Below are 17,404 nucleotides of genomic sequence, written 5' to 3'. Positions count from 1 at the left end.
CGTAACACCTCAGCAACGCCATACGGGCGAAGCTGATCAGATCCTGGCCCAGCGAAAACAGATTATCGAAGCGGCGAAAGCCGAGAACCCGCGTCGCTGGTCTGGTGATATCCGAAACTTCAGCTTGCCGGAATCAGTCACTCTGAACCCGGAAAAGGCGGCCAATTGTTAAAGAGCTGATGACTTAAACGCGACATCTACGTTGACAGACTCTGAAAACGCTCAATCGGCACTCTCATGAATGAGGCGAGGTCATCGGGGCCACGCCACTTACATCCTGAGTATGGCGCATTAGCGCCGGAGTAAGGTGGGAAGGACTCCATTCCATTGGCTCTTTGGGAGGCCGGGTCAAGCAATCGCCCGGTCTACCCGACTGAAAGGTAATCCTGAAATTGAACGTAAATGTAATCATATTCTTACATTTTCATAGCAAATTTCTTACACACACTCCCAGTATTTTCGTGTCAAAATTACAGTGTCATACGCAAGTTGGCCAAAAAGCAGAGTACTGACCTAAACAGGTCCTACACTTTGCCCAATGGCACAAATTCACGGTTTTAGCGTTTGGCCTACGAGCTCACCGAAGTGTGCTTATGGCTTGAAAAATGCTTTGAATGGTCTGAAAACTATAAAGTAAGCAAGTGCCTGTTCAAATTTAAATACATAATTATCTTTTTTTATATTGGTATTATTAGTTATAAATCAAACCCGGAGAAATACAAATGAAATCAAAATTTATTACTTTTTATTTAACCATTACAGTGATTTGTGGTTTTTTTATTGGCAATTTGGTAATTATGGATATCAGAGCATATATTACAATTTCGGAAGAGCAATAATGTGGCCAATTACTTTATTTTCAGACGACACAGAAATAGATTCCTCAAGTGATGACTCTTTTAGAGAAACTTTTCATAAAATTCAAAGTGAGCATAACTCCTCCAGAGGTGTATATTTATTTAATGAGGCTGTTGGTAAAATAGCTATGAATATATACGTTAAAAATGGAAATAATATTTCTTACGAATATTATAGCAATACCTCAGGTGGTTATTCATCAAATTATAGTGAAATCGAGAACATGTTACTTTCCAAGTTCTATAATAATAGAGATATGGTTAGCCAGTTTAGAGAACGTATTGATGGCATGGAGTTAATTGACGTAATAAATGAAGGTGAAGAAGCTCATAAAGAAACTCAGGAAATATTAGAAGAATCAAAAAAAGAATATAGCTTAAAAAATAGTTATAGCAACCAATACGATTTATACGAAATGCGCTATGAAGTGGCTTATGTAAACTGCGAAGAATGGAACTCTGGTCATTGTATAGTGGGCTTTGATAAATTTACTGGAGACAAGGAAGGGCGCTATACAGTCAGTGAAGTTATTGCTACTCTTGATTTTGCCGATCTAGATGATCCTAATACGGCTAACTTTGAACCAGATTGCTGGAATGGTCAATGCATGACTCTTAATGGTAATTTTATGGGATTAGATCCGAATTACTCTGCTTTTAGATGAAGCCCTAAAAAATTTCGGGAAATTTCAAAAAAAGTCCTTTAAATTAAAATTAATTAGATAATAGGATAAGTAAGGTACCGAAATCAGCGGAGCAATCATAGTAGCCCTGACTATGCGGGAAGCTGGCAATATGCTGGCCGTAGTGCCAGCCTTTGAATAGCCGCGTGTCATCTTCGGCGGCAGTTGCAGCTGATACGATGATGAGTGCAGCAATTGCCAGTGCTGCGGCAGCAATCTATTGCTTCATTCTCTTGACCTCCTATGTAGCTCAATCTACATATTAGGCTTGGCTATCGTTCTAACGGATATGTTTCGTTATATATATATATCTGAGAAGAATACGTCCACTCACGTACCAGTGCAGTGCACTGCAGGGTTATAGACCTTGTCGGTGCCTATTGCTCGTCGTGTTGCGGATGTCAACGATATATCTTCGCCATTAAGCCTGACTTTCCGGTTGTCGATTATTTCGACAGTTAACACACCGTCGTTGAAAGTTAGCTGCTCACCTATCTCCATTCCCATTTCCAGAAAATCGATATTTGCCGCTTAATGCGCTTGCCAGAACCTTTTTCTGCTTGGCTAACATTTTTACTCAATTCAGCGTTAACTTCAGCCCAGGATATTCATGAGGGAGTGCTGAAAACGAAGATAGCGAATGGTAAACTCCAATAAAATCAGACGGTTCCGGCAAGAACACGATTCCAAGAGGCCATTCGCTATGGGTGAAATCTTATCTCCCTGGATCCCGTCCTGCAACGGGTCCATCCGCGTTGAGCTCGACGGTCAACGCACCACCAGTGACAGCGGCGCTTTGCTGCTGCGTGAAGCCCTCGACAACAGCGGCGTGATCAACGCGCTGGAGGATAATCTGGTCGACCCACGCGACCCACTGCGTATCCGCCATTCGCTGGCCAGCCAGCTGCGGACGCTGGTGCTGCAGCGTGCGATGGGCTGGATTGATCTCAGTGATACCGACACTCTGCGCCATGACCCGCTCTGGCAACTGGCCTGCAGCGATGCGCGCGGGATGACGCCATTGGCGCAGGACCGGCCATCCCAAGCCACGCTGTCGCGGCTGCTGACGTGCCTTGGGCGTAGCGACAACATCGATGCCGTACACGAAGGTCTGCTGCGGTTGGTGGTCTGGCGTCTGACCTCGCTGGAGAAGGGTAAACGCCCGGATCAACTGACATTGGACATCGATGGCCTACCGATTGAGGTTCACGGTCACCAGGGCGGCTCGGCCTTTCATGGTCATTACGGTGCCCGCATCTACTCACCGCTGGTCGCGTCGTTGGCAGAGACCGGCGACATGGTGGGCGGCTTGCTGCGGGAGGGCAATGCTGGCCCAGCCGAGAATGCCGACACCTGGGTCCCGCATCTGGTACGGCGACTCAACGAGAGCACCGGCGCCCAGGTGCGAGTGCGCATTGACGCTGGCTTCACAGGCAACGCGACACTGGAGGCCTTGGAAGCGCGTGACATCGAATACTTGGGCCGGCTCCGTAGCCATTCGGGTCTACAGCAGCTAGCCGCGCCCTATCTCAAGCGACCCCGTGGCCGGCCACCCGAACAGCCTCGTGAATGGTGCCATGACCTGGAATACCAAGCCGGCTCCTGGTCGTCACCACGGCGCGTGGTACTGGTGGTGCAGGAACGCCCCGATGATCTGTTGCTGCATGCCTTCTTCCTGGTCACCAATCTCAGTAAGTTCCACTGGCCCCAGAGAAAGTCCTGGCGCTTTACCGTAAGCGCGGCAGTGCCGAGGCGCACATGGGCGAGGTAAAATCAGCACTCGACGTGCATCTCTCCTCGACGGATCGTGGCGCCTCCACCGTTCAAGACGTGATGGCCCGTAACGAAGTGAGTCTACTGCTGAGCCTCTACGCTTACCAGGTTCTGCATGGCCTGCGCTGTCTTCTGGTGCGACAAACTCGCCAAGGCTGGAGCCTGAGCCGGATGCGCGAGCAGGTGCTCAAGGTCGCTTCCACCCTCTCGCTACATGCGCGACGTATCACCGTTCACCTCGGTGACGCCGCTGACAAATGGTGGCCCACCTTGCTGAAGGGGCTGCCGAAGCTGACGGCGCTGAGCTAATACGCGGATAACATCATAACTAAGGCAAGAACAAGGCGGCCACAACGGGGGCCGGCGGACATGGCTACCTTGATGGCCGGGGTCAATGCATGAAAGTTATAAACAACGAAGATAAGCGCCACACTTGGGCATTAATCTGTGTGTCATCACGCCATCGATACGACTGCTGAAGACTGAAGCCGGCAACCCATGGCTCCAAAACGCTCAATCGGCACCCTCATGAATGAGGCGGGTTCAGGTGTAACCTCGCTTCTACCGAGAATGCTCATCACAGCAATGGCTTGCTCAGGGTCTATCTGAAAAAAATCACGATTTGGGTTATGCCCTGAGGGATCCCCACGAATATTTTCAATAAAATCAGCGGGTAACGTTGAAGGAGCCTGCATGGGCCGGCATGTTGTTAATCGCCAAACCAACAATATGCCTAAGGAGACCCATGCAGGCCCCACGATTCTTACACAATTGGCTCGCATCAGCACTCCCCTCAATACATGCCAAACGTCTTCAGGCACTTCTGGATACGGTGGGTGCCTTGCTGACGGATCGTCGATTAGGGTTAACAGCGCTCGGGCGTGCATTGCCAGGCCCTGTGGCCCCTCGACATACCATCAAGCGCGTCGATCGGCTATTGGGCAACCACCATTTACACGAGGAACGCCCCCTGTTTTATTGGCTCGTGGCTCACTTGCTGATCGGCCATATGACACGCCCCCTGATTCTGGTGGATTGGTCGCCTATTGATCACTATGGGCAGCAATTTTTGCTGCGGGCTGCTATCCCCTTTGCCGGGCGTTCATTGCCGATCTTCGAAAAGGTCCATCACAAAAATGGATGTGCCTATTGTGAAGCTTATCTATTGGAAGCCATTGCCCGCCTTTTGCCTGAAGAGGCAACGCCTGTCGTGGTGACCGATGCCGGTTTTCGTAACCCGTGGTTTCGCGCTGTAGAGAAGCGTGGCTGGTATTACGTCGGGCGTGTGCTTAGCCCCACCCATTATCAGGCGTCCGACGAAACGTGGCAGGCTGTCGAGTCATTGTTTCAGCAAGCCACCTCGATACCCAGTACCCTTGGAGAGGTTCAGGTAGCGCGCAGCAACCCATTGACGACTCAGATGGTGCTCTACCACCAATCGCCCAAGGGGCGTAAAGATCGCAACAAGCAATGGGATGGAGTCCTCCCCACCCTACCCCGGCGCCAATGCGCCACACTGAGAGGGTGAGGTAACCGGCTGAGGAGAGCATCCCATGAGCATTTCACGCGTTGGTGTCGATATTGCCAAATCCGTCTTTCATGTTCACGGCGTCGATCGTCATGACCAGGTTGAGTGGCGCGGCAAGTACAAGCGCGACAAATGGCTTGATGCCATCGTCAAGCGCGTCCCCGCGGGGGCCGAGATCGGCATGGAGGCGTGTGCCTCCGCCCACCACTGGGCGCGTGAGCTGCAGGCACGCGGCTATCACGTCAAACTGATCGCCGCACAATTCGTCAAACCCTACGTCAAGAGTAACAAGAACGATCGCGTCGATGCCGAGGCCATCTGCGAGGCCATGGGGCGTCCGACCATGCGCTTCGTCGCCGTCAAGACCGCCGCGCAGCAGGATGTCCAGGCGGCGCATCGCATCCGCAGTGAACTGGTTCAGCAGCGCACTGCCAAGGCCAACCAGATCCGTGGCCTGGTCGGCGAGTACGGGCTGGTGGCGCCCACCGGCATTGGCCAGCTGCGCGCGGCCTTGCCTCGCTGGCTGGAAGATGCCGAGAACGGCCTGACCGATGATTTCCGTGTCCTGTTGTCGGGTCTCGCCGAGGACCTGCGCCACCTGGATGATCGCATCGCCACGGTGACCGAGCGCATCGAGCGACACGCCCAGACCGACCCGGTTGCCAAGCGACTGATGACCCTGCGGGGCGTCGGCACATTGACCGCGAGTGCGTTGGCCGGCGCTCTGGGTGATGCTCAGGCCTTCAAGTGTGGCCGTGATTTTGCCGCCTCGCTGGGGCTGACACCGCGGCAGCACAGCACGGGAGGACGTGACCGCCTCCTGGGCATCAGTAAGCGAGGCGACAGCTACCTACGGACCCTGCTGACCCACGGCGCGCGTGCCGTGCTGCGCCATTGCGAAAGCAAGGAAGACAACCTGAGTCACTGGATCCGGCAACTGGTCGAGCGCAAGCATCCCAACGTGGCTGTCGTGGCGTTGGCCAACAAAACGGCACGCATTGCTTGGGCCATCACTCGCCACGACAGGGCCTATGACCCTGACTTGGCAGCACATACGGCGTAATATCCATCGACTTTATTACTTATCTATCGAAGAGATACCTCACCATCACGATTGCTGAGCATGCTGCAAGATGGCGACCAGGTCGAACCGACGCCGAGACACCCCGTTGTCTACGCAGAGCCCCGGTGCTCGAACAAGCTTATGGGAATTGGCGTGCGGATAGCCCATCGAGGTCCGATGCCCTTGGCATCATTGGAGAGACCGGATATACGTGTGCAGTCGTACCTACCGCCGATCGTGCCTCATGCTTGCAAACGAGGAGGACTCCATATACGTGGACAGGTCTCTCAGGACAGTGCAAGCCGAACCATCGCCCGCCGTCAGGAAGAACCCTGGGTATTGGTCACTAACCTGCCGAGGCGCTCGACACAGGCGAAAAAAGTGGTCGCCATCTACCGGCAACGAATGCAGATCGAAGAAGGCTTTCGCGACGTCAAAAGCCCCCTGTTCGGGCTGGGCTTTGGTATGCATCAATCGTGTCAGGGCAGGCGTATTGAGGTCCTGTTGCTAATCGCGATGCTGGCCAATATGGCGATGATGGTCGCCGGTCTGGGCGTCAGAACCAGTGGGCAACAGAAACGCTATCAGAGCAACAGTATCGACCATCGAAATGTTTTATCCGTGTGGCGCCTTGGGCTGGAATGGCTTCGCCGACAATCTTCCGGCGCTGTGCCCTGGCCTTGCTGGGCATCGCTTCAGGCAAGCCTCCGTGAAGAAGCCCGCCATCAGGCATTATGCGACGCATAGCGCTAAATTCGTGGGGATTCGTCAGGGTTAAGCCGTTGAGGACCAAAAGCAAGGTGAAGCGCACGCTCTACTTTGTACGCCCCATCCACCTCGACCGCCTATATGCACTCAAAAGACACAGGTACGCCAGTGCTATAAAGCTAGCCCATCCGAATCTGTACGTCAGACTGGGATGTTTTGCCAATCTTCACTAATCCTGGCATAGCTGGATTTTCCAGCAGATAGATCACTTCCTTAGCAGCTGTATTACTCAATTCGTCTTGCGCTTTTAGCGTTTGGCTTTCCGTTTCCATGAGCTTGTCTCTAATTTACGTTGCACGCCAGCCCACTATCCTCAATATCCTTCACGCTTGCGGCTCCAAGACCGCTGACACGAGACAAGTCACTAACACTTCCCCAAGGACGCATATCAATAATCTGATCTGCCCTCGCTGGCCCCACATTCGGCAATTCGTCCAGCTGCTTGGCCGTAGCGTCGTTCAGATCAATGCAGTACACCGAGTCGTTGGCCGCTTCATACGCACTGCCATCAAACGCAGTTAGCTCAAGCTCAGCACCGCTCAAGGCAACCCATACCGGCGCGTGATCAGAAACCGAGTCCCGCACGGCAGTATGCTCACCCGGGAGTAAGTCAGGGAATTGGATGATTCCTTTAGCGGTGATCGCCGCTGTGTCGTCGTGCCAAATATTGTCGTAGAGGTTGGCCCAGACGCCGTTTGTAGTGCCGAGCGTCGTGGCACCTTCGGTGATCGCGGGCGTTGCACCAAGCTCGCGCAACTCTGACCAGCCAGAATGATGCGGCGGAAGGTTAAAATCGCCCAAAAGCAGCCGTGGCGTATTTGGGTAAACTTCCTCTAGCCAACCCCAGTAGTCAGCAAGCGCTTCGATCTCTGGCAGTCTGTCGCCCACGCTATCGCCATACACCACATGCACCGTTGCAGCGGCAAACTGCTGGCCACTTTCCAGTGCGGTAAACTTGGCCGAGTATGGCTCGCGGGCGAATACGTCGCGACTGTCGAGGAACACCACGGCGCCGCTGTCGTACTCTATCTCGCTCTCACGCCACAGGAAGCCGTAGTGTTCGCGGTAGGTACTGCGGCCGAGATCGTCGCTGGCCATGCTTGACCAGGATTCACCGCTGGCGGCTTCCACGGCTTGCTCAAGCTGGGAAAGCGCGGTGGGGTCCATTAGCTCTTGAACGGCGAGAAAATCAAAGTGCTGCGCTACATGCGCTACTTCGGCCATCGCCTTGTCGTTGTTCCAACCCATGTGTTTGATATTCCAGCTGCCGATGATAGCGTCTGCGAGCGCAGTGGTGGGCAGTAGCGCGGCAGCTGTAATCAAAGCCGCAGATGCGAGCCTCATGCTTTACTCCTAATTTAAATTCTCTTTCTCTCAGCTTCGCAGCGAATCCAACGCGCTACAAGCTCTGAAGATTCGACTTTCGAAGCGTTGGCCAGTGCTTCAAGCTCGTGCACAGGCTGAGCATCCAAGCGTAACGTGATGGTTTCAACCGTTGGATAGGTGGTAACGGCGGGTTCTGGCGGCTGGTTCAACCATTCGATAATGCACTTGCGGCGATGCGCAGTTAGACCGGCAAAATAATCAGGATGACCTCGCGTGAAAGCGCCTTCACCGTGCGCTCGTTCAACATCCACTCTGCTTTGCAACCCAAGCTCTTCCAAAAATACACGGTTGTGCGGAGATAGCCCATGCCACTACAGCCGTGACCGCCTTGAGCAGGCCTGTGCCCGGGCGCTCGCCATCCACTCCGCCAGTTACCAAAGCATCACATCGATCCTGAAGCAGAGGCTGGATCAGTTACCGCTGCCGCAGGCTGAGGAAGAACCGGAACTGACCGAGTTGCAGGTTCACACCAATGTTTGCAGCCCCCACTATTACCACTGATCCCAGAGAAACCTATGCTCACGCACAACACGCTCGATACGCTGTGCCACCTCAAACTGACAGGCATGAGCGATGCCTGGAACAACAGCGCGCTCAACCAGACACCCACGACCTGGCGTTCGAGGAACGCTTGACCCTGTTAGTGATCGGGAGGTGCTGCACCGGGAAACCGGCGGTTGGCTCGGCTGCTCAAGACCGCTCGCCTGCGCGTACCCGCGTGCATCGAAGACATCGATTACCGCCACCCTCGGGGACTGGAGCGCTCACGCATGGCAGGCCTGGCCAGTGGCGACTGGATCCAGCAGTCCCTGAACCTATGCATCACCGGCCCCACTGGCTGCGGCAAGACATGGCTGGCCTGTGCGCTGGGTAATCAGGCGTGTCGGCAAGGCCTCTCGGTACGCTACCTGCGGGTACCGCGGCTGTTCGAGCAGGTGCGCATCGCCCACGGCGATGGTAGCTACGAACGGCTGATGAATCAGTTGTCGAAGACCGACCTGCTGATCCTGGACGACTGGGGCATACAGAAGATCACGGCGCCGCCGCGACAAGACCTGATGGAAGTGATCGAGGGTCGCCACGGGCGGGGCTCAACCCTGATCGCCAGCCAGTTACCCATTGAGCACTGGCATGACGCTATCGGCTCCGCCACGCTGGCAGACGCCATCATGGATCGGCTCCTGCACGGCGCTCATCGACTCAATCTGAAAGGAGAATCGATGATAAAAGCCAACGCACCAAAAACGGAATCAGTTGACCCATCGTGACCGCTCAGCGTACAAAATCGACTCCAGCGTGAAAGCCGTGTGCAAACCGGTCACGATCCCCGGAATGACCGGTCACGTTCGCCGGAATATGCACCAGGCTCACCTCTTCGATGAACCCAAGCTGGAAGCCGAGTTCGACGCCTTACACGATCAACTGCCGGACGATATCGAAGCACAAGAGGCACCGCATACGTCACGTCCGCGCCTCCAACGCGGCTTCTCGGATGTCCTGATGCGCGAACATATCGACCTGATGCTCAGCGTGGAACAAAAAGCCGGTGCTACCCAGACTTTCTTCACCAAGGTCAAAGAAGAGCTGCAGTTTATTCCTGCGCAGCCGAAAGTACTCGAATACTGGCAGGAAAAAACCGTGTTCTCACTGAGGGATAATGACCGCATTCTCGCCGCGGAACGTCCCGTTCACCCGCTGGGCAAATGCACGGCCTCCACGTCACTGCTGGCCCACCTGGTCACATCCAAATACGCCGATGGCCTGCCGCTGTACCGGCAGGAAAGTATGCTCAAGCGCTTAGGTCACACGGCGAGCCGCACGCAGATGGCGAACTGAATCCTCCGGCTGGATGATACCTTCAAGCCACTGATGACCTTAATGCGCGAGGCGCAAAACAGTAGCGCTTACTTGCAAGTCGATAAAACGCGGCTGCAGGTGCTCAAGGAAGACGGCAAAAAGGCACAATCGGATAAATGGATATAGGTGACGCGAGAAGGCCCACAGGATCAGCTATCGGTGCTCTTTGCCTACGCCCCATCCCGAGGCGGCAGAGTACCGGTGCGACTGCTCGATGACTTCGCGGGCATTTTGCAAGCCGATGGCTATGCCGGTTACGGACAAATATGCCGCGCCAACGGTATCGCCCGTATTGGCTGCTGGGATCATGCGTGACGCAAGTTCGTGGAAGCCTCTAAGGCCTCTAAGGCCTCTAAGGCCGCCAAGGCCAAAGAAAAAGGCAAGAACGAGCCGCTGGCCAAGGCTGATGTAGGCCTGAGCCATATCAACAAACTCTACGCCATTGAACGCCAAACAAAGGATCTGAGTGACGCAGAGCGTTAACGTATCCGCCAGGAACTGAGCCTCCCGCGACTCGAGGACTTCAAGGCGTGGCTAGAGGCCAATGTCAGCCGCGTGATGAAGGGGAGCCTGACGCGCAAGGCCATGGAGTACACGCTGAACCAGTGGACAACGCTGATCGGCTACTGTGAGCGCGGTGACCTGCAGATCAGTAATGTCCTGGCTGAAAATGCCATTCGCCCCTTCGCCATCGGCCGCAAAGCATGGCTGTTCGCCGATACAACGCGCGGTGCCCATGCCAGTGCCACCTGTTACTCGTTAATCGAGTCGGCCAAAGCTAATGGCCTGAATCCTGCTGCCTATATCCACCATGTGCTGGAACGTATCGCCACCGCTGATACGCTGGAGGCACTGGAAGCATTGCTTCCCTGGAACGTGGCCTTACCGACTGCCGTAAAAAAGTGGCGCAATACGGTTAGGTCAAGTGTGTCGGTTTAACGGCGTCAGCTCACATCATTGCCATATTCGATGCTTTTAATGTCCAGATGGATTTACACTGGCATGGTAAATCTGCTCGGCATACAACTTCGCTCGCAGCTCACGATATTGCAGGATGGGGTTGCATCACGAAATTCAGGAAAAGAAAGCCAGTCGCACCGGATATGGCACTAACAATTATGCCCATGAAGATTTCAAACACAATTCACTTCGTGGCTTTCAATATGGCACCCAGGCGTTAAGATCAATGCCGCCAATCTGCGAATTGCACTGCAGCAAATTGCCCACAGAGAGCATACAGCAATCGAAAGCGATGGCGATGGCGATGGCGATGGCGATGGCGATGGCGATGGCGATGGCGATGGCGATGGCGATGGCGATGGCGATGGCGATGGCGGCAGAGTGTAACCGCTGCGGTGATGAACACACAGGCAGCCGCTAGCGAAGCCGGGGGCGGTGGATGTGACGGCACAGCAGCAGCCATGCACACAGTGGCGGCGCTCAGCGCGGCCACTTCCACTGAACCAGCTCCGTGGCTCGCACGGCTGGTCGGGGTTATGGCGAGCCTGCGCGGCCAAGGCCGCAAGCGAGCTACGAGGTGGAGACTCTATGCGCACGACACCAGCGACGTGTCGGCTGGCCAAGCCAGGCGGGGGTTTGGCGTGGCGATGGCCATAACGGCGCGAGCGGCGAAGGCCCCCGATTGCAGCATGGCGCCAGCCTTGCGGGCCGAAACCAAGCCGACTCGGCAGCGTGGGCGTAGCCATCACGCCACTAAAATATCAACTAAATTCCCTTCATTAATATGTTGCATAGGCATAACATGAGCCGTTAGTAATTTTGTTTTAAAGGACTCAGGGATGACCCCTCAGCAATGGTATGCACAGAATCGTCATTTGCTCGGCAGTCAGTTCGAGCACTTCTTTTTTGAGAATATTCTCACCAGCATCCCGGATCTCAACTTCGCCTCCCTGCAAGCACAAATGTCTTTCCGCGACGATGATGAGAAGCAGCGCTATTGTGATTTTGCGATCCGTGAGGGTGAGGAAGTTCGCATCGCCATCGAGGTCGACGGCTACGACAAACGCGGCACCGGCGAAGGCATGACACATGCCGAGTTCGTAGATTGGCAAAGGCGGCAATCGGCCTTAACGTCCCAAGGCTGGCATGTACTGCGTTTCGCTAACCACGATGTTTGCAATGAGCCCGTACGGTGCCGCAACAATATCCACTCTCTGCTGCTCAAGCTCCGTCATAAGGAAGCTGCAAGATCAAGCCATGCTAGCCCAGTTCCTACACAAACCAGGGAGCCTGTTGTAGCCCCTGTGAAGAACACCCACCCTACCAGGAAGGCTAAGCGCCGCAAAAAGCCGATTAAGCAGGAGCTGAAAAAAATGGCTGTTTCGGCAGGGCTCGTGGCTGCAGTCGTACTTGGCTTTATTTTTTACGGTCAACCGTGGCTAACAAATCAACTACAGAACGCCTTGCCAACTTCCGCAGCGGCGGCGCAAGAATGTCCTAATGCCATTCATTGGAGCGAAGTACGCAACCACATGGGCGAAACGGTAACAACACAAGGGCTGATCAAGCGCATCACTTACAAGCCCGATGTCAACGGCAGTCCAACATGGATAGAAGTGGGAGCCAGTTTCCCTAATCCTGACAGGTTGACTCTACTTATCTGGGATAATAACCGCCCTGAATTTGCATCCCAGCTCTCTCAAAACATCATTGGCGATGATGCATGCGTCATGGGCAAAGTCAGCGAGTATCGTGGTGATGTGCAAATTCAACTGAAGGATGCTGACCAGCTTAATGTTTACTGAGAAAAGGAATTTCGATGAAACTTAACATCCTGACTATTGCTATCGTATTGTTAGCATTAATTTTTTTATTGGCAGGTGGGCCCAATGGATATCTGTCTGAGTTATTTTTCGGAGCGCCGGAATATCCTGAAATTGGAATCAGTTGTGAATTGCCATTGGATTGGAGATACGCACAGGTCATTAACACCAATTCTGTGGCTGTCGCTGGACCACACCAAGGCCAACACTCTGATGGCATTGTGATTGGTATCGATACAAGTACGTTCGCAATAGAACCAAGCGGGAGCTATGCCTTAGGCGATCATATTTGCGCCACCAGCAACATCATTTCTGTTGGCAAGAGAAATACCTTGTTGTTTAGCGATGTAAGCGGTGTGTCACGTATGGAAGGCGAAGCGCCTGACTACCGGGATTATTGAACACACCCCAAGCACCGAACCACAGAATGCTTAGTAGCATGACCCCAGCCGGAGGTGGGGCCAATAACACCGGCAGCTGAAGCATTGAAGGCGGGATTTATCCTGCTTCGCCAACCTCTGCACGATACGTTAAGTGTGGTTGCCCCGGTGGGATTAACGGCTGTGCTCATCGAGGAAGTCAGAGGCGATGTGATTCAGCCTTTGGTATGCGCAGCTGAGTGAGCCGAAATAAAGACGGCCCTGCGCATTTTCAGGATGCGAATATCACGCTTTCACAATCTTCACCGCCGTTCCAGTCGCCACCAAAAACAGCATCGACTTACCGCCACCCGAAATCTCGCTGTAGTCGAGGTCAATGCCGATCACCGCATTGGCCCCCATCTGCGCTGCTTCTTCGCGCAGCTCATCGAGACACGCAACGCGCGCATCACGCAAGGCGTTCTGAGATGACTTGTTGCGGCCACCGAAAAAGTCCCGAACCCCTGCAAACATATCCTTGATCACGTTCATGCCAAATACACACTCGGCGGACACTATATCGATATGCTCGGTGACCCGGTAACCTTCCAGGTGTGACGAGGTAGTGAGGATGATTTGCTGGGACATGGGAACCTCCCCTATCTGCTGGGCCTAAAATCGGAACGAGAGCGTGCGACTGTGATTATCTGGCTAATGTGCCTCGACTGTCGCTCGATGGCAATGGGATCGAGCAGCTTTGCTGCTTTTCGCCTTCGGCGACAGCTTACGCAGCCGGTGCCAATCCGGCACAATCTCAAGCGAAGGTGCTGCAATCTCCACCGGGCTCTGGCCGTACACCAACACCAGGCGCGGGCTAAGGCGCTCGCTCATGGCCTCGACACCGTAAGCAATGGGATGGAGTCCTCCTCACCTAAGTCCGCGCCATGCGCCATACTGAGAGGGTGAGGTCACCGGCTGAGGAGAGTATCCCATGAGCATTTCACGCGTTGGTGTCGATATTGCCAAATCCGTCTTTCATGTTCACGGCGTCGATCGTCATGACCAGGTCGAGTGGCTCGGCAAGTACAAGCGCGACAAATGGCTTGATGCCATCGTCAAGCGCGTCCCCACGGGAGCCGTGATCGGGATGGAGGCGTGTGCCTCCGCCCACCATTGGGCGCGTGAGCTGCAGGCACGTGGCTATCACGTCAAACTGATCGCCGCCCAATTCGTCAAACCCTACGTCAAGAGTAACAAAAACGATCGTGTCGATGCCGAAGCCATCTGCGAGGCCATAGGACGTCCGAGTATGCGCTTCGTCGCCGTCAAGACCGTCTCACAGCAGGATATTCAGGCGGCGCATCGCATCCGCAGTGAATTGGTTCATCAGCGCACTGCCAAGGCCAACCAGATCCGAGGTCTGATCGGTGAGTACGGATTGGTAGCGCCCATCGGCACTGGCCAGCTGCGCACGGCCTTGCCGCGCTGGCTGGAAGATGCCGAGAACGGCCTGACCGATGACTTCCGTGTCTTGTTGTCGGGTCTCGCCGAGGAGCTACGCTATCTTGATGAGCGCATCGCTACGGTGACCGAGCGTATCGAACGACACGCTCAGACCGACCCGGTTGCCAAGCGACTGATGACCCTGCGGGGCGTCGGCACATTGATCGCGAGTGCGTTGGCCGGCGCTTTGGGTGATGCTCAGGCCTTCAAGTGTGGCCGTGATTTTGCCGCCTCGCTGGGGCTGACACCGCGGCAGCACAGCACGGGAGGTCGTGACCGCCTACTGGGCATCAGTAAGCGAGGCGACAGTTATTTGCGCAGCTTGCTAGTTCATGGGGCTCGCGCGGCATTCCGATGGAGCGAAGGCCGGAAGGATAACCTCAGCCACTGGGTCAGGCAGTTGGCTGAACGCAAGCACGTCAATGTCGCCGTCATCGCGCTGGCCAACAAGACGGCACGCATTGCCTGGGCGATCACCCGCCATGACCAGGCCTATGACCCTGACCTGGCATCGCAGGCGGCGTAGTTCCCTACCATCAACGATTGCTGAGCATGCTGCTAGATGGCGAATAGGTCGAACCGACGTCAGAAAACCCCTGTGGACCGCTGAGCCGTAGAGCTCGTGTAAGCGAATGGGAGCTGACGTGCGAATAGCCCACTTAGGTCCGATGCCGCTGGCATCCTTGAAAAGACCGGATATACGTGTGCAGTCGTACCTACCGACCATCGCGCCTCATGCTGGCAAACGAGGAGGACTCCATATACGGTCCACTAATACACATCTTCTCAGGCTGAATATTGCCAACCACACTGAGGCTCTTGTTTATTTGGGAGCGCCTCATGAGCCGCGAACTCAACGCTACACAAGCCTTTTGGCTCGGTATGCCTCGGTACTGGAGATACCGCTAAGCCAGTACGCCACGCATCAGGGATTAACGTTAGCCGATCTGCTGGCCTGGGAAAGGCTTGGCTCAGTAACTTTCACTTAAAATCCTCGCAGCGCTAGGCGGTTATCTGGCCAAAGAACGTCAGCTTATAACCCTTGACGTGGATACAGAGCAATCAGCAGCCTCGCAAGCGAAAAAGCGGCACCTCCTGCAGTGATCAAATAGTGCACTGCCAGTTGGTGACTTTTTGTGATGCCCTTGATCGGAGGTAGCCTTTGTAACAACCAGCGCAGCGACGTTCAAGCAATAGCTATCAGGTCTAATGTGGCTGTCCACCCAGCGCTCATTACCAAGCTTGGCATGTATATGCAGAATTCCTAAAAGGCCGCTTTGGGTCGTCTGCTGCCCTTCCATCATTCGTTGAGTTAAGCTCAGTTCTTGTGTATGGAGGGCAGTAGAGAGGGTGGCGTATCCTGTTGATTGATCTCGCCAGATCACAACCAACATAGGACGGATACGCCATGAGCAATTCTACTCTCCAAGCCGTGACGCAGCCAGACACCGGCGCTACTGATCCGTTGCATGAGCTGCTGCGCAAAGGGGCCCGAGACCTGATCGCCAAGGCCGTGGAGGCGGAGTTGAGCACGTTTCTGGAGCAATATGCCGACAAGACGCTGGAAGACGGCCGCCGTGTCGTCGTCCGCAACGGCTACCTGCCGGAGCGCACCGTGCAAACCGGTATCGGCGACGTCGAGATCAAGGTGCCCCGCGTCCGTGACCGCAGTGGCGACGGGGTGACCTTCAGCAGCGCGCTGTTGCCGCCCTACCTGAAGCGGGCCCGCAGCATCGAGGAGCTGATCCCCTGGCTCTACCTGAAGGGAGTCTCTACCGGCGACTACCAGGAGGCCCTGTCGGCCCTGCTGGGTGACCAGGCCAAGGGACTCTCGGCCAACACCGTGTCGCGTCTCAAGAAGCAGTGGGAGGACGAGCATACCGACTGGCAGAAGCGCGACCTGGCAGACCAGCGTTACGTCTACTGGTGGGCTGACGGCGTGTACAGCAACGTGCGCATGGATGACCGTCTGTGTCTGCTGGTGATCATCGGCGTCACTGAGCAGGGCCGCAAGGAGTTGGTCGTCGTCGAGGATGGGCAGCGTGAGTCAGAGGCCAGCTGGAAAGAGCTGCTCACGGGGCTACGCGAGCGCGGGCTGACGACGGCCCCCAAGCTAGCGGTTGGCGACGGCGCCATGGGCTTCTGGGCGGCGTTGAGCAAGGTCTATCCAGAGACCGAGCACCAGCGCTGCTGGGTCCACAAGACTGCCAACGTATTGAATAAACTGCCGAAATCCGTGCAGCCCAAGGTCAAGGCCGACCTCCATGAGATCTGGATGGCCGAGACCCGCGATGAGGCGCACAAGGCTTTCGATCGCACGGTGAAACGCTTCGAGGCCAAGTACCCCAGAGCCATGGAGTGCCTGGCCAAGGATCGGGAGGAGCTGCTGGCGTTCTATGACTACCCGGCAGAACACTGGGTGCATATCCGCACCACCAACCCGATCGAGTCGACCTTCGCCACGGTCCGCCTGCGGAGCAAGCGCAGCCGGAACTGCGGCTCCAGAGCGACGACCCTGGCGATGGTCTTCAAGCTGCTTCAGAGCGCCCAGAAGCGCTGGAAGCGGATCAAGGGGTTCAACAAGCTGGAGCTGGTCGTGAACAACGTCCAGTTCAAGGACGGCGAACCCTTGACCGATCAGTCAGACAGGACTGCCGCCTGACCGGCCATACACAGAATTTGACAATAACTCGGAGCATGACCGATCACGACAAGGTCGAGATCGTCAGCATGGAAAATTCCGCTTTGGCTCGTATTGATTATTGTAGGATTCAGCGGTCTAATTGACAGTGTGCTTCTCTAAGCGGGGCAAGAGTGGGAGAAGCGACTGACCACGCCTAGTAA

General features: G+C 55.0%; 13 protein-coding genes and 3 pseudogenes. 12 read left to right on the top strand and 4 right to left on the bottom strand.

From position 1 onward, the window contains the following. Positions 1 to 838 precede the first annotated feature (838 nt). The 5 genes and pseudogenes from B7L15_RS18855 to B7L15_RS18835 all read left to right on the top strand — a co-directional run bounded on the left by B7L15_RS18855 (position 839) and on the right by B7L15_RS18835 (position 6,651). Positions 839 to 1,522, top strand: coding sequence for a hypothetical protein (locus tag B7L15_RS18855; protein ID WP_085920433.1), 684 nt, complete (start codon positions 839 to 841; stop codon positions 1,520 to 1,522). 721 nt (positions 1,523 to 2,243) lie between these two features. After that, positions 2,244 to 3,622: pseudogene (locus B7L15_RS18850) on the top strand (IS1380 family transposase). Positions 3,623 to 4,058: 436 nt separating this feature from the next. Then, complete coding sequence (locus B7L15_RS18845) at positions 4,059 to 4,841, top strand: IS4 family transposase (protein ID WP_085920432.1); 783 nt, start codon at positions 4,059 to 4,061, stop codon at positions 4,839 to 4,841. Positions 4,842 to 4,866: 25 nt separating this feature from the next. Further along, positions 4,867 to 5,904, top strand: coding sequence for an IS110 family transposase (locus B7L15_RS18840; protein WP_085920431.1), 1,038 nt, complete (start codon positions 4,867 to 4,869; stop codon positions 5,902 to 5,904). Between the two features lie 213 nt (positions 5,905 to 6,117). Further along, positions 6,118 to 6,651, top strand: coding sequence for a transposase (locus tag B7L15_RS18835; protein ID WP_176243735.1), 534 nt, complete (start codon positions 6,118 to 6,120; stop codon positions 6,649 to 6,651). Positions 6,652 to 6,791: 140 nt separating this feature from the next. Here the strand turns inward: B7L15_RS18835 and B7L15_RS19450 are convergent, their stop codons facing one another. From B7L15_RS19450 to B7L15_RS18825, 3 genes are read right to left on the bottom strand one after another with little or no spacing between them, the layout of a single operon-like run. After that, positions 6,792 to 6,944 carry a GIY-YIG nuclease family protein gene (locus B7L15_RS19450; protein ID WP_139839409.1) on the bottom strand — a complete coding sequence of 51 codons (153 nt, stop codon included), beginning with the start codon at positions 6,942 to 6,944 and terminating at the stop codon, positions 6,792 to 6,794. A gap of 10 nt (positions 6,945 to 6,954) precedes the next feature. Further along, the gene (locus B7L15_RS18830) at positions 6,955 to 8,016 is read right to left on the bottom strand and encodes a helix-hairpin-helix domain-containing protein (RefSeq protein WP_085920429.1); all 1,062 of its coding nucleotides are present in this window, start codon (positions 8,014 to 8,016) and stop codon (positions 6,955 to 6,957) included. A 14-nt stretch (positions 8,017 to 8,030) separates the two neighbouring features. After that, the gene (locus tag B7L15_RS18825; RefSeq protein ID WP_139839408.1) at positions 8,031 to 8,336 is read right to left on the bottom strand and encodes a hypothetical protein; all 306 of its coding nucleotides are present in this window, start codon (positions 8,334 to 8,336) and stop codon (positions 8,031 to 8,033) included. Between the two features lie 237 nt (positions 8,337 to 8,573). On the opposite strand from B7L15_RS18825, the pseudogene istB reads away from it, so the two are divergent. The 5 genes and pseudogenes from istB (at position 8,574) to B7L15_RS18785 (ending at position 13,099) form a co-directional block, all read left to right on the top strand. After that, positions 8,574 to 9,326 (top strand): annotated as a pseudogene (gene istB, locus B7L15_RS18815) (IS21-like element helper ATPase IstB). 88 nt (positions 9,327 to 9,414) lie between these two features. Next, a pseudogene (tnpC, locus tag B7L15_RS19925) lies at positions 9,415 to 10,854 on the top strand (IS66 family transposase); the annotation flags it as partial. Between the two features lie 121 nt (positions 10,855 to 10,975). Next, positions 10,976 to 11,296: a hypothetical protein gene (locus B7L15_RS19440; RefSeq protein ID WP_139839404.1), complete on the top strand. Its 321-nt coding sequence runs from the start codon at positions 10,976 to 10,978 to the stop codon at positions 11,294 to 11,296. Between the two features lie 418 nt (positions 11,297 to 11,714). Next, a complete protein-coding gene (locus B7L15_RS18790) occupies positions 11,715 to 12,680 on the top strand; it encodes a DUF559 domain-containing protein (protein ID WP_085920423.1) in 966 nt (321 codons plus the stop codon). A gap of 14 nt (positions 12,681 to 12,694) precedes the next feature. Next, entirely contained in the window at positions 12,695 to 13,099 is a 405-nt protein-coding gene (locus tag B7L15_RS18785; protein WP_085920422.1) for a hypothetical protein, read from the top strand. A 264-nt stretch (positions 13,100 to 13,363) separates the two neighbouring features. On the opposite strand, the gene B7L15_RS18780 is transcribed toward B7L15_RS18785, so the two are convergent. Beyond that, positions 13,364 to 13,705, bottom strand: a complete 342-nt coding sequence (locus B7L15_RS18780; protein WP_085920421.1) for a YbjQ family protein — start codon at positions 13,703 to 13,705, stop codon at positions 13,364 to 13,366. A 343-nt stretch (positions 13,706 to 14,048) separates the two neighbouring features. Between B7L15_RS18780 and B7L15_RS18770 the strand changes: the two genes are divergently transcribed. Next, positions 14,049 to 15,086, top strand: coding sequence for an IS110 family transposase (locus B7L15_RS18770; protein WP_085920419.1), 1,038 nt, complete (start codon positions 14,049 to 14,051; stop codon positions 15,084 to 15,086). A gap of 882 nt (positions 15,087 to 15,968) precedes the next feature. After that, positions 15,969 to 17,222, top strand: coding sequence for an IS256 family transposase (locus tag B7L15_RS18765; protein ID WP_062376034.1), 1,254 nt, complete (start codon positions 15,969 to 15,971; stop codon positions 17,220 to 17,222). Positions 17,223 to 17,404: the final 182 nt, after the last annotated feature.

The organism is Halomonas sp. CSM-2, from assembly GCF_002119345.1.
Taxonomy (GTDB): domain Bacteria; phylum Pseudomonadota; class Gammaproteobacteria; order Pseudomonadales; family Halomonadaceae; genus Vreelandella; species Vreelandella janggokensis.
The sequence above is the reverse complement of the archived record's forward strand: the minus strand, read 5'-3'. Positions and strand labels throughout refer to the sequence as shown.